13 protein-coding genes are annotated in these 12,076 nt (G+C 67.1%); 5 read left to right on the top strand and 8 right to left on the bottom strand.

What is annotated here, in order from left to right:
• Positions 1 to 14: 14 nt before the first annotated feature.
• The 8 genes from JOF56_RS11700 to JOF56_RS11665 form a co-directional block, all read right to left on the bottom strand.
• Complete coding sequence (locus JOF56_RS11700; protein WP_051793916.1) at positions 15 to 308, bottom strand: GroES family chaperonin; 294 nt, start codon at positions 306 to 308, stop codon at positions 15 to 17.
• A gap of 79 nt (positions 309 to 387) precedes the next feature.
• The gene (locus tag JOF56_RS11695) at positions 388 to 2,214 is read right to left on the bottom strand and encodes an NHL domain-containing thioredoxin family protein (protein WP_307855051.1); all 1,827 of its coding nucleotides are present in this window, start codon (positions 2,212 to 2,214) and stop codon (positions 388 to 390) included.
• Positions 2,215 to 2,260: 46 nt separating this feature from the next.
• On the bottom strand, positions 2,261 to 2,629 hold the full coding sequence (locus JOF56_RS11690) for a PIN domain-containing protein (protein WP_209637153.1): 369 nt from the start codon (positions 2,627 to 2,629) through the stop codon (positions 2,261 to 2,263).
• Entirely contained in the window at positions 2,626 to 3,084 is a 459-nt protein-coding gene (locus JOF56_RS11685; protein ID WP_209637151.1) for an SRPBCC family protein, read from the bottom strand. Before JOF56_RS11685 ends, JOF56_RS11690 begins: the two co-directional genes overlap by 4 nt.
• Positions 3,085 to 3,099: 15 nt before the next feature.
• Entirely contained in the window at positions 3,100 to 5,280 is a 2,181-nt protein-coding gene (locus JOF56_RS11680) for a translocation/assembly module TamB domain-containing protein (RefSeq protein ID WP_307855050.1), read from the bottom strand.
• Positions 5,277 to 6,038: an amino acid ABC transporter ATP-binding protein gene (locus tag JOF56_RS11675; protein ID WP_307855049.1), complete on the bottom strand. Its 762-nt coding sequence runs from the start codon at positions 6,036 to 6,038 to the stop codon at positions 5,277 to 5,279. The genes JOF56_RS11680 and JOF56_RS11675 overlap by 4 nt, the downstream gene beginning before the upstream one ends.
• Positions 6,035 to 6,859 carry an amino acid ABC transporter permease gene (locus JOF56_RS11670; RefSeq protein ID WP_209637149.1) on the bottom strand — a complete coding sequence of 275 codons (825 nt, stop codon included), beginning with the start codon at positions 6,857 to 6,859 and terminating at the stop codon, positions 6,035 to 6,037. The genes JOF56_RS11675 and JOF56_RS11670 overlap by 4 nt, the downstream gene beginning before the upstream one ends.
• Before the next feature lie 74 nt (positions 6,860 to 6,933).
• A complete protein-coding gene (locus tag JOF56_RS11665; RefSeq protein ID WP_209637148.1) occupies positions 6,934 to 7,764 on the bottom strand; it encodes a basic amino acid ABC transporter substrate-binding protein in 831 nt (276 codons plus the stop codon).
• Between the two features lie 122 nt (positions 7,765 to 7,886).
• On the opposite strand from JOF56_RS11665, the gene JOF56_RS11660 reads away from it, so the two are divergent.
• The 5 genes from JOF56_RS11660 to JOF56_RS11640 are packed head-to-tail and all read left to right on the top strand — an operon-like array spanning position 7,887 to position 12,076.
• Positions 7,887 to 8,984, top strand: a complete 1,098-nt coding sequence (locus JOF56_RS11660; protein WP_209637146.1) for an ADP-ribosylglycohydrolase family protein — start codon at positions 7,887 to 7,889, stop codon at positions 8,982 to 8,984.
• Between the two features lie 40 nt (positions 8,985 to 9,024).
• A complete protein-coding gene (locus tag JOF56_RS11655) occupies positions 9,025 to 9,501 on the top strand; it encodes a YbaB/EbfC family nucleoid-associated protein (protein ID WP_209637144.1) in 477 nt (158 codons plus the stop codon).
• Between the two features lie 12 nt (positions 9,502 to 9,513).
• Positions 9,514 to 9,822: a type VII secretion target gene (locus JOF56_RS11650; protein ID WP_209637142.1), complete on the top strand. Its 309-nt coding sequence runs from the start codon at positions 9,514 to 9,516 to the stop codon at positions 9,820 to 9,822.
• Entirely contained in the window at positions 9,822 to 11,468 is a 1,647-nt protein-coding gene (locus tag JOF56_RS11645; protein WP_209637140.1) for an EndoU domain-containing protein, read from the top strand. Before JOF56_RS11650 ends, JOF56_RS11645 begins: the two co-directional genes overlap by 1 nt.
• A gap of 17 nt (positions 11,469 to 11,485) precedes the next feature.
• Positions 11,486 to 12,076: a hypothetical protein gene (locus JOF56_RS11640; RefSeq protein ID WP_209637138.1), complete on the top strand. Its 591-nt coding sequence runs from the start codon at positions 11,486 to 11,488 to the stop codon at positions 12,074 to 12,076.

Here is a 12,076-nt window from a genome sequence, read left to right as displayed (position 1 = left end):
AATCCTCCGCGGGACTACAAGTACAGCCCGGTTCCGTGTTCGGTGCGTTCGCTGGCGATGGCGTGCACGTCGCGCTCGCGCATGACCAGATAGGTCTGCGCCTGCACCTCGACCTCGAGCTGGTCCTCCGGGTTGAACAGCACCCGATCCCCCACCTTGACCTGCCGGACGCTGTTGCCGACCCCCAGTACGTCGCCCCAAGCCAGCCTGCGCGCCATCTGCGCGGTGGCCGGGATGACGATGCCGCCTGTGCTCCGCCGTTCCCCATCCTCAGGTGAGATCCGCACGAGCACACGGTCGTGCAGCATCTGGATCTCGAGTTTGAGTTCGGACACGACCGAATCGTACTTGTCCACCCTTACGACCCGTTCGGGGCACGGCACCTTATCAGTCGTCCATTCCGCCCAGCATAAGCGGCAAACGACGCAAACCCCCCTGCGCCATCCGGACTGACACACCCCAATCCTGCCTGGTCAGGCGGCATGCCGGGTGCTCGATCGCCGGGTCGTCATCACAGCTCGCGGCCTGCGCGACGACATGCAGCACACCCATGTCGATCCCCTCGGCCACCACGATCCGCCGGGTCAGTCCGGTGGTTACTCCACCGCCCTCCACCAGCAGTTCCGGTGGTGAAGCCGTCACCTCCAGCCGTGTCGACGGGCCGTATCGCTCGTCAAGTTTCTGCCCGGGAGGTGGCTGGAACACGACAACAAGGTCGACCTCGCCGGGCGCCAGCTCAGTCGGAGGGCGTTTGACCTGGTGCGCCTGGCCGGCGACGAGCAGCTCGTTGTCGCCGGGTGAGATCGGCCACTCCAATTTGTGCGCGGCGGACGCGACCACGACGAGCTGACCGTCGACGACGGCCGCACCGGAAGGCTCCTTGATGCCGTCCGCGACGGTGGAGACCTGACCGGTCTCGGGGTCGAAACGCCGGATCGCCCCGTTGTAGGTGTCGGCGATCGCCACGCTTCCATCACCGAGGACCGTGACACCCAGCGGGTGTTGCAGCAGCGCCTGGTCCTTGTCGCCGTCCCTGTGACCGAAGTCGAACAGGCCCTTGCCGATCGCGGTGTGGACCGTGTGGTCACGGTCGATCCATCGCAGGGCGGAGGTCTCGGAGTCGACGAGCCACAGCCGGTCCCCGGCTGCAGCCAAGCCGGATGTCTGAGCGAAAAAGGCCTGATCGGCTGGGCCGTCGTGCAGACCTTCGACCGTGGTCCCGGCGAACCGGGAAACCGTGCCGCGCAGCGGATCGAACGCGCTGAGCGTGTGGTTGCCCGCCATCGCGATGATCACCTGGCCGTCCCACCAGGCCACGTCCCACGGGCTCGACAGGTCGATCTCGGTCGCGGGGCCGTCAGTGGGGCCGTTGCGCCACTGCTCGCCGGTGCCGGCGATCGTGGTCACTTCGCCTGTATCCACTTTGAGCCCGCGCAGCAGGTGGTTGACGGTGTCCGCGACAATCGCGTCATATCCGACCTGCTCAGCGATTTCCGTTGGCAGCAAAGCGATCCCGGACGGTTCGGCGAACCTCGCCGGACTGTCGGACCGGCCACGCTCGCCGTCGCCGATCCGGCGGATCAGAGTCTCACCGTCCGCCTCGAGCTCGGCGATGCTGTGGTTCGCCGCGTCCGCGACAAGCAAAGTCCCTTGCGGCGTAACAACAACCTTCGAGGGGAACCGCAAATCCGTGTGCTGCCTTACCGGCGGCGTGTACGGCCCGTCGCCCTGGTGCAGCGTGCCTTTGGCTTCGTGCTCGGCAATCAGCTCGCGGATCACTCGCCTCAGCGCCTCCGCGTGACCTTCGCCCGCGGCTACGTGCACCACGTAACCTTCGGGGTCGACCAGGACGAGCGTCGGCCACGCCTTGACCGCGTAGTTCTGCCAGGTCGTCAGCTCAGGGTCGTCCAGGACCGGGTGATGCACCTCGTAGCGGTCGACCGCGGCCGCCAGGGCCTCCGGGTCGGCTTCGTGCACGAACTTCGGCGAGTGCACCCCGATCGTCACCAGGACATCGGCGAACTCCTCTTCCAGCGGCCGCAGCTCATCCAGCACATGCAGGCAGTTGATGCAGCAGAACGTCCAGAAGTCGAGCAGCACGACCTTGCCGCGCAGATCCGTGAGCCTGACGTCCTTGTCCCCGGTGTTCAGCCAGCCACGGCCGACAAGCTCGGGCGCGCGCACCCGAGCCTTCCGCTTGATCGAAGAGGTCACGTTCGAAGTCAACACGAAACCGGTGAACTGGTATTTCCCGGTCCACCTAGCGGACTGAGCCGGGGCCGAGGACTGAGGCGCCGAGGTCGGTGACACGGGAGCGGAGACCGCGGTCGGCGGTGACGACGTAGCAGGAGCGGCCGGGGGATTCGGTGCGGACGAGGTCGACGATTGTGTCGTCGCCGGAGCCTGGGGCGGGCACGACGCGGATTGTCTCGGAGGCGGGGACGGTGCGGGCCTTGCCTTCGACGACCATGACTACCTCAATGGGTGGTTCGAGGTCGGCGAGGCCTTGGGTGGGCAGGGCCGCGAGGTTGTCGCGGAGGCGTTCGGTGGCGCCGAAGCGGTCGCGCCACCAGCCGTCGGGGACTGAGCCGACGACGTTGGCCGCGTCGATGATGACCAGGGGTGTCATGCTTCTGCCTTTGCCTTGAGGCGTTCGAGGGTCCGGGCGATGTTCTGGGTGTTCACCGCGACTCGGTCGGCGACGCCGGTTGCGACGTAGGCCATCGCGAGGAACCAGCGAGGACGGCGGTCCCACGTGCTTTCGGTGACGACGCAGCCGGAGTCTGCCGGGGCGATCGAATAGGACCAGCGGGACACTGGAATGCCCAGGGATGTCACGTTGAAGGAGAACTCGCGGCCGGGCACCGCATCGGTCACTGTGGACACTGTCGACCAGCGGCGGAATCCGCGCTTGTTGCTGCCGCGGAAGCGGGTGCCGACGGTCGCTGTCGAGCTGCCGACGAGCACTTTGCACCGTACGGTTTCCTCGGACAGGCCGCTGAGTGAGTCCAGGTCGCTGATCAGGGCGTACACCCGTTCCGGCGGGGCGTCCACCGTGATCCTGCCGGTCGCGGTCGGGTCCACTTTCGTCTCCTACGGCTAGTTTCGGCGCAGCATCCTGGTCAGGCCGGCCGCGGCGGTGGTCGCCAGGATCCAGCCGGTCGCGATCAGCCCGGACGCGATCCATTGTGAGGTGCCCGGCGCCTGCCAGCGATTCTTGTTCCCGAAATCGATGATCGGCACGAGCAGGTCCAGGGTGTAGAGCACCGGGTTCCAGATCAGCGAGTCGTCGGCGTTGATCTCGTTGGGCCGCGGATGCAGACCGAACCACACGCTGCCCAGCGCGAGGCAGACAAGCAGCCAGACCAGAGCACGTGTCGGCCGGTAGCCGTAGCCGACCATGGATCGCTGCAGCCAGCTCCACATCCGCACGCCAGGCCCGAGTACCCGCATTCCGTCGGCCATGGCGACGTAACGCCAACGGTGTTTCTCGATCAGTACTGTGGCCGCGTGTTCTTCGTTGCCGCTCGACCGGAACACGGTCGCGAGCTGGTCGTAGGGACCAGGGCTGTAGGTGCCCTGCATCGACGTGCGTAACCACCGCAGGCGCGTACGGACCGCGGCATCGTCCTTCACGTCGATGGGGATGGCGAGTGCTTCGTACCTGAAGTCCTCGAGATCGATCCGCCCGGTGCCGTCCCAGAACTTGTCGTTGTCCGCCAACGAAGCGCAGCGCGCGTGCCGCAAAGTCACGCGTCCACGCGGTGCCTGGCCGACAGTCAGCACGAGCTCCTGGGCGACCATGCCGTGCGCGTTCAAGGCCGTACCGCCGAGTCCTGAGCCGAGCATCGCACCGTCGAAATTGGCCTCACGCCCGATCTCCGCGCGGTGCATCCGGACGCCGCCGTGCGCGGCGAAAGGCCGGTGCCCAGCCGCAAGGATCAAGTCGCGGCCGACGGTGGCCGCACGGATGTCGACCGACGGCGACACCGCGCCGGTCCGCAAGTGCCTGCCCGGCTCGATCAGCCGGGATCCCCGCAGATCCAGGTTCGCCCCGATTTTGGCGCCCTGGAACGAAAGGCAGCCCGCGACCTCGACGAACCGGCCGTCCAGGTTGCCTCCGACACTGAACCGGCGCCCCAGGATCGCGTCCGATTCGGGGTTACGCAGGTTCGCGCCGTCCAGCAGCAGGCTGCCTCGGATGGTCACATCCACCATCCGGGCCTGCCCGGCCATCCGGATCGACCGGGCGTCGAAATCGCCGCTGATCTGGGTTCCGTCCAGGTGCAACGCCCGATGCGGCCATGGTGGCGGCTGTTCGGCGGACACGTCTATGTCCGAACTGGACAGTCGCAGGGAGCCGCCGATCATCGCGTTGACGATCCGCAGCGTGCCGGTGGACCGCAGGCCACGGTCGAGTTCGAGGTTGCCCTCCACCCTGATCCGGTCGGCGATGAGCGTCGCGGTCAGGTCGAACCCGGGATCCGCCGACCCTTCCGAGCCGTTCATGTCGGCGGGCCGCAACTCCGCGCCACGTAAGGAGAAATCGCTGTCCACACGGGTCGCCGGGAGGAATACCCAACCGGTCGAGGAGAACCGCTCCTGTGTGGTGACATCGATGCCGCACAACAGGTTTCCGCCGACGTGCATGCCGTACCCGTTGAGCGCGTAGCCTTCCGGGTTGTCCAGCGTCGCGCCGGAGAAGTTGACGTTGCCGCCGGCCCGCAGGCCGGGCATCCGGATCTCGCCGTGGGCCACCAGGTTGTTGGCCAGCAGCGCACCGGCGAGCACCAGCCGGTCGGCGAGCAGCGCCCGGCCGGTGCGGTTGCCGATCCTGCTGGCCGAGAGGTTCACCGACCCCTCGATCTCCGAGTCGACCAGGTCGATCGGCTCACCGTCCACAGTGGTGGACGACAGCACCAGGTCGTTGTCGCAGCGCATGTTCTTGGCCGACAGGCCGGGCAGCCAGCAGTCGCGGAACTCCAGGCCGGCGATTTTGGCCTGGCGCAGGTCCGGTGCCTGCTCGAAGCGGCACCGCACGAACTCCAGCACGTACGGGAACTCCAGCGCACGCAGGCTGAACTTGCCGGTGAGGAACTTGTCCTCGACCACGATCACCGGCGGGCTGGCGGACTTGCGGCGCCAGCGGATGCCGGCGCCGTCCGGTTCGACCACCCGGCGGACCACGTCCGCGGCCGCCATGTGCGCCCACTTGCCCGGTGCGGGGTCCTGCACGTCCAGTCGGCGCGCCTCCGCGGGAGGCGGCTCGGCTGGGGTCACGCCTTCTGGATCGGGTTCAGCACGCGGGCCAGGAACGATTGCGTGCGTTCGTGCTGCGGCGCGCCGATGACCTGCTCGGCCGGGCCTTCCTCGACGATGTAGCCGCCGTCCATGAACAGCACCTTGTCGGCGACCTCACGGGCGAACTGCATCTCGTGGGTGACCACGATCATCGTCATGCCCTCGTCGGCGAGCTGCCGCATGACGCCGAGCACGTCGCCGACCAGTTCCGGGTCGAGCGCCGAAGTCGGCTCGTCGAACAGCATCACGTCCGGGTCCATCGACAACGCCCGCGCGATCGCGACACGCTGCTGCTGACCACCGGACAACTGGTTGGGCATCGAGTGCTCGCGCCCGGCGAGGCCGACCTTCTCCAAGTTGGCCCGGGCGACCTTCTCGGCCTCGGCACTGTCGCGGCCGAGCACCTTGCGCTGGGCGACGGTCAGGTTGTTGAGCACGTTCAGGTGCGCGAACAGGTTGAACGACTGGAAGACCATGCCGATCGTGCGACGCGCCTTGTCGATGTCGACGTCCGGGTCGGTCAGCTCGACGCCGTCCACCACGACCTTGCCGCCGGTCGGCTCCTCCAGCACGTTCACGCAGCGCAGCAGCGTGGACTTGCCCGAGCCGGACGGCCCGATCACGCACACCACTTCGCCGCGCTTGACCTGCAGGTCGACGCCCTTGAGCACTTCCAGTGAGCCGAACGACTTCTTCAGGCCGGTGATCTCGACAACGATTTCCTCGGTGCTGGTCACGCCGAAACCCCCAGTCCGGTCGACTCCGGTGAGCTGATCTTCTTGCCGCCGGTGCGCTTCTCCAGGTACCGCGACAGCAGCGACAGCGGGATCGTGATGATCAGGTAGCACAGGCCGGCCAGCAGGATCGGCGTCATCGACCCGGTCTGGTTGAGCCCTTCCCGGCCGAACTTGGTCAGCTCGTACTCGTCGCGGGCCAGGCCGAGCAGGTAGATCAGCGAGGAGTCCTTGGTCAGCAGGATCAGCTCGTTGGTCAGCGGCGGCAGGATGATCCGGAACGCCTGCGGGATCACGATCGTGCGCATCGCCCGGGCGGGCGACATGCCCAGCGACCGCGCGGCCTCGACCTGCCCCTTGGGCACCGCCTGGATACCCGCACGGATGGTCTCGGCCATGTAGGCCGCACCGACCAGGCCGAGCGACAGCATCACGGTCGAGTAGATGTCGAACCGCAGCCCGAACGCCAGCGGCACACCGAACCCGAACGCGATGAACACCAGCAGAGCCGGGACGCCGCGGAAGAACTCGATGTAGATCGTGGCGAGCCAGCGGTACGGCGGCACCGACGACAGCCGCATCAGCGCCAGCACGAGCCCGAGCCCCAGGCCGAAGGCGAAGCCGAGCACGGTGTAGATGATCGTGTTGACCAGCGCGGTGGTGATGATGTTGGGGAACGACTCGCCCGCGGCGTCGAAGTTCAGAAACGCCCGCCGGATCTGGCCCCAGTCGGCCACGAACGCGACCAGCAGGACTATCAGGGCCAGGATCGCGTACTGGACGCCGCGGATCGTCTGCGCCCGTTTCCGCCTGGAAAGTGCCATTTCTTACTCCTAGAGAAGGGTCCGCTCAAACCAAGGGGCCTGCCGATCAGCTCCGGCAGGCCCCGCGTGACCAGCTACTTGGTCGGTTTCTTGCCGAACCACTTCTCGTAGACCTTGTCGTACTCGCCGGAGCTCTTGGCCTTGGCGAGCACCTCGTTGGCCTTGGCCAGCAGGGCCGCGTTGCCCTTGCGGATGCCGAAGCCGTACTGCTCACCAGTCTGGAACTGGGCGGTGACCTCGGTGTCCGGGTTGTCCTTGACGAAGTCGAGGATCACGCCGTTGTCGTTGATGGCCGCGTCGATCTGGCCCGTCTTGACCGCCGTCAGCTCCAGCGCGAGGTCCTCGAACTGGACGGTGTCGTAGCCGTTGGCGTCCTTGTTCTTGGTGGCGTACTCCTCGCCAGTGGTGGCCTGCTGCACACCGAGCTTCTTGCCCTTGAGGTCGGCCAGCGTCTTCGGGCCGCCCTTCTTGACCATCAGCACCTGGGTGGCCTCGAAGTACGGATCGGTGAAGTCGAGGTTCTTCTTGCGCACGTCGGTGATGGTCATGCCCGCCGCGACCAGGTCGCACTTGCGGGTGTTGAGGTCCTCACCGGACTGGCTGCCCTCGAACGGCGTGTCCACGATCTCCTGGGTGGCGCCCAGATCCTTGGCGATCAGGTCCACCAGGTCGACGTCGAAGCCGACTGTCTTGCCACCTTCGCTGAACTGGAACGGCTTGTACGGCAGGTGCGTACACACCTTCAGCTTGCCCGACTCGATCAGCTGGACCGCGGACGCTCCGCCGGACGTAGAACCCCCCGCCGGGGCCCCAGAGTCGATCTTCTCGGCACAGCCCGCTGTAGCGAGGCCCAAAGCCAGCGCAGGCAGCAGAGCGAGCACCTTGAGCGTGGGTCGTCGCGCCACAGGTCACTCCTCGTAACTCGTTTTCGGTCGAGTGCCCGCATCCTGCCACTCGTACAGCACAGTTCCCAGCATTCGCCCGTTACGAGCTCGCATCACGATCTCGATCGCCTAGGGTTGGCCGAGTGACCCGTCGTGTGCTGCCCCCGTCGAAAGTGCTCGGATCTGTGCTGGCCGGCGCCATCGGCGACGCGCTCGGCGGCCCGGTCGAGTTCAACGGGATCGACAACATCCGCAAGTGGTTCGGACCGGCCGGGGTGACCGACTTCGCCCAGGAGTACGGCGGCCGGGGCAAGATCACCGACGACACCCAGATGGCGCTGTTCACCCTGGAAGGCCTGATCAGGGCGCACGGCGCGCAACGCCGAGGCGTCGATACAGACGTCACCATGGTGTTGCAGCACGCCTACCAGCGCTGGTACCACACCCAGAACCAGCCCTGGAACCGGTGCGGGGGCGTGTTCGCCGAGCGTTCGCCCCAGCCGGACGGCTGGCTGATCACGAATCCGGCGCTGTTCGCCCTGCGCTCACCAGGCAAGACGTGTATGTCAGCGCTGCGGACATTCGCGACCTCGGGCAAGCCCGGCACCGTCGATCATCGGGTCAACGACTCGAAGGGCTGCGGAGGCGTGATGCGGGCCGCGCCCGCGGCGGTGTGGTCCGACGACCCTGCTGAGGTGTTCTCCCTCGCTGTCACCACTGCCGCGCTGACGCACAGCCACCCGAGCGGGTACCTCTCGGCGGGTGTGCTCGCGGTGATCGTGAGCGAGCTGTACGACGGGACAGAGCTCCCGAACGCGATCCTGGTCGCCCGTGACCAGCTGACTCGTTGGGACGATCACCAGGAACAGCTGGCCATCCTCGACCGGGCGGTCGACCTGGCCGCGCGCAAGCCCGACCCGGAGACGATCGCCGAGCAGCTCGGCGGCGGCTGGGTCGGTGAGGAGGCGCTGGCCATCGGCGTGTGCGCGGCGCTGGCCGCCGACGACATGGCGAGCGGGCTGCTGATGGCCGTGAACCACTCCGGTGACAGCGACTCCACCGGGTCGATCTGCGGCAACATCCTCGGCGCCATGTGGGGCATCGACGCCATCCCACCGGCCTGGCTGGCCGAGCTGGAGCTGCGCGAGGTGATGGAACGTCTCACCCTGGACGCCGTCATCGAGTTCGGGCCGATGCCGGTCTTCGATCCAGCTTGGTACACCCGCTACCCCGATTGGTGACCCACGGAACTGACCGGCGCGGCCGTGCGTCTGAGCTTTCGTGACTGAACCGAACTTCGGGATCGACGGCCCGCGCACCGAGCTGGAGCTCGAGCGGTGGGCCGCCGGAGTGGCCGCGAAAGCCGAGCGCTACCAGGACATGCAGCGTCAGGTCACCGCTGTGACCTCGACCGAGACCTCTCGTGACGGGGTCGTGACGGTCACCGTCGACTCCGCCGGGGCCGTCACCGACCTGCGGATCACCGACCAGGTCCGCACCATGCCGGGCGCCCAGGTCGCCCAGCTGGTGCTGACCACGATGCGCCGGGCACAGTCCCGGATCACCGCGCAGGTCGCCGAGATCATGCAGGACACAGTGGGCGAGGACGCCCAGACTGTGGACGCCGTGGTGTCCAATTTCCGCAACCGCTTCCCGGAGCCGGAGCCGGAGCAGAGTGGCCACAACGTGGTCCGGGACCGGCGGATCGGCCACGACGACGAGGACGACTGGGGCGGCGACAGCCCCATCATGCGTTGAGGGGGACAGCTGATGCCTGACGGTAGCTATGACGTATTGCCGGACGAACTACGCGCGCACGCGAGTCGGCTCGACGGACTGCGGGACCGGTTGAACACCGCGCTCGGCGCCGCCAACCAGGTGTCGCTCGGCGACCAGGCGTACGGCGTGATCTGCTCGTTCTTCGTGCCGATCGTTCACGCGGTCAGCGACCCGGGCGTCACGGCGCTGCAGGAGGGCGCGACCTCGATGGGCGAAACCGCCAACGGCGTACGCACCACTGCGACCAGCTACGACAACGTCGAGCAGGCCAACACCCAGCCGTTCGCGGGAGCCAGCTGATGCCTGAAGGGAATCCGCTGGTCGCGCAGCGGCAGGACTCCACCACTGCCTACAGTGGAATCGGGATCGCCGAGTCCGCAATGGACATCTACAACGGCGTCGAGAACAAGTCCTGGGTGGAAGGTGGCCTGGGTGCGGTCGGCACCGGGCTGGAAGCCCTGTCGCTGGCCATGGACCCAGTCGGGACACTGCTGCAGTACGCGGTGTCCTGGCTGATGGAACACGTCAAACCGCTGTCGGACGCGCTGGACTGGCTGGCCGGTGACGCCGACCAGATCGCGGCCTACGCGGCGACCTGGAAGAACATCGGCAAGGAGACCGGGGCCATCGCCCAGGACTTCTGGACCGAGGTCGCAGGCGGCACCGCAGGCTGGCAGGGCGCCTCTGCCGAGGCCTACCGCGCCCGCGCCCAGGCCCAGCAGGACAAGATCAAGGCAGCCGGTACCGGCGCCGACACGATCGGGACCGTCGTCGAGGTCGTCGGCGTGCTGGTCGGCGCCGTCCGCGAGATCGTGCGTGACCTGGTCGCCGAATGCGTGGCCACCCTGATCGCCCGGATCCCGCAGTGGGTCGCCGAGATCGCCGGTACCGTCGGCGTCGCGACCCCGCACGTGGTCGCCTCCGCGGTCGCCCTGATCTCCAAGTGGGTCAACCGGATCAAGGATTTCATCCTCAAGCTGACCCGTTCCCTGGAAAAGCTCAAGCCGATCATGGGCAAGCTCGGCGAGATCTGGGACGCGATCCGCAAAGGCCTGCGTGGCGCCCCCGACGGCGCGCCCAGCACCCCGAACGGCCCAGACAGCCTGCGTTCACCGAACACTTCGGACGTGCCCAGCGGAACATCGACCACAACACCCAGTTCGTCCTCACCGATCGACACCAGCTCGAGCCCGACCGGCACCCCTTCGGGTACCACGACTTCACCATCGAGCACATCGTCCACACCGGACACGAGCTCCAGCCCGACAGGCACTCCCTCGGGCACAACCTCACCGTCCAGCACGACCAAGCCGTCCGGCAGCGACACTCCGCCGGGCAGTACAGGTAACGGCGCTGACTCGGGTGGCGGTGGCAACAAGCCGCCCAACCAGGATCCACCAGGCAACCCGACCCCGCCGCAACCACCGAAGCCCGAGGACATCAAGCACAGCACGGCGTCCAAGCAGCACATCCTGGACGGTGACAGCGGCAAATCCGGTGGGCACCGGGCAGGCACGGGACGCCCCGGCAAATCCGAGTTCCCGCAACGCTGGTCCGACCAGGACATCCTGAACCACGCCGAGGACGTGGCCAGGACAGAGACCCCCATCGGCCCGAAACGAACCAAGGACGCCAACGGCAACATGGTCGATTCCTGGGACTACGTGGGTGAACGCGACGGCGTCATCGTGCACGTGACCGTGGTGGAGGGCGGCGAGATCCGGACCGCGTATCCGGAAGGCGGAGACGGCGTCATCGTCAACCCGAGTTCGCCACATCCGCCGCCCAAGGGCGCACCACCGAGCACCACACCGATTTACTCGAACCCGGATGTCGGCGGCAACGGCACATGGACCTACGAGGGCAACAAGAAGGGCCGCATGATCAGAATGATCACTGACGGCGAGGGTAAAATCATCTCCACGACCGACCTTGGTCCTGCCTGACCGGAATGGAGTGACCGATGACGGACAGGGCTTACGAGGACGCTGCGGTCCTGCTTCTCCGGCAGCTGACCGGCCGGCTGGCCGACGACACTGTAGACCCGCTCTGGTCATACCTGGGTGCGGGCGAATACGAGATGTTCGAGGACATGCTGTTCGGCCAGCTCGAAACCGAGCAGGTCGGGCTGACCGGCGAGGAGGTCGAACTTTTCCGTGGCCTGCTCGACAACCCGCAGGACGCCCGGCTCACGCAACTGCCGCCGTTGAACGAGTTGCCGCAGTACGAGTTCACGGCACCGCCGGACGATTCCTCGACCAGCGCGGCCGATGCTGTGGCGCGGGAGTGGGCAGCAGCCCAACCGAAGCCCGTGCGCGTGTTGCGAGCATGGCGGCAGCCCGCGAACGCCGCCGCGCATGCCAAGCCGGGCTGGGTATACGTGGTTGTCGTCCCGTCAGGGGCACCGGTCAAACGAGCACGCGCTGAACTGGGTGCCAAGTTGATGGTGCGCAAAGTGGGTTCCTGGCCGGTCGAACCAGTCGCCGCGGGCGAACGGCCACCGGACTACCAGCGCTCAGCACTGCAGGCCGGCAAACAAGTCTGGCCGGAATAA

This window comes from Kibdelosporangium banguiense, assembly GCF_017876405.1.
Classification (GTDB): Bacteria; Actinomycetota; Actinomycetes; order Mycobacteriales; family Pseudonocardiaceae; genus Kibdelosporangium; species Kibdelosporangium banguiense.
This window is presented reverse-complemented; position numbering and strand designations above follow the sequence as displayed.

Bases quoted from the DNA above. Each gene is read 5' to 3' on its own strand.
- JOF56_RS11670 (WP_209637149.1), bottom strand. From the start codon at position 6,859: ATGGCACTTTCCAGGCGGAAACGGGCGCAGACGATCCGCGGCGTCCAG.
- JOF56_RS11645 (WP_209637140.1), top strand. From the start codon at position 9,822: ATGCCTGAAGGGAATCCGCTGGTCGCGCAGCGGCAGGACTCCACCACT.
- JOF56_RS11690 (WP_209637153.1), bottom strand. From the start codon at position 2,629: ATGACACCCCTGGTCATCATCGACGCGGCCAACGTCGTCGGCTCAGTC.
- JOF56_RS11700 (WP_051793916.1), bottom strand. From the start codon at position 308: ATGCTGCACGACCGTGTGCTCGTGCGGATCTCACCTGAGGATGGGGAA.
- JOF56_RS11640 (WP_209637138.1), top strand. From the start codon at position 11,486: ATGACGGACAGGGCTTACGAGGACGCTGCGGTCCTGCTTCTCCGGCAG.
- JOF56_RS11650 (WP_209637142.1), top strand. From the start codon at position 9,514: ATGCCTGACGGTAGCTATGACGTATTGCCGGACGAACTACGCGCGCAC.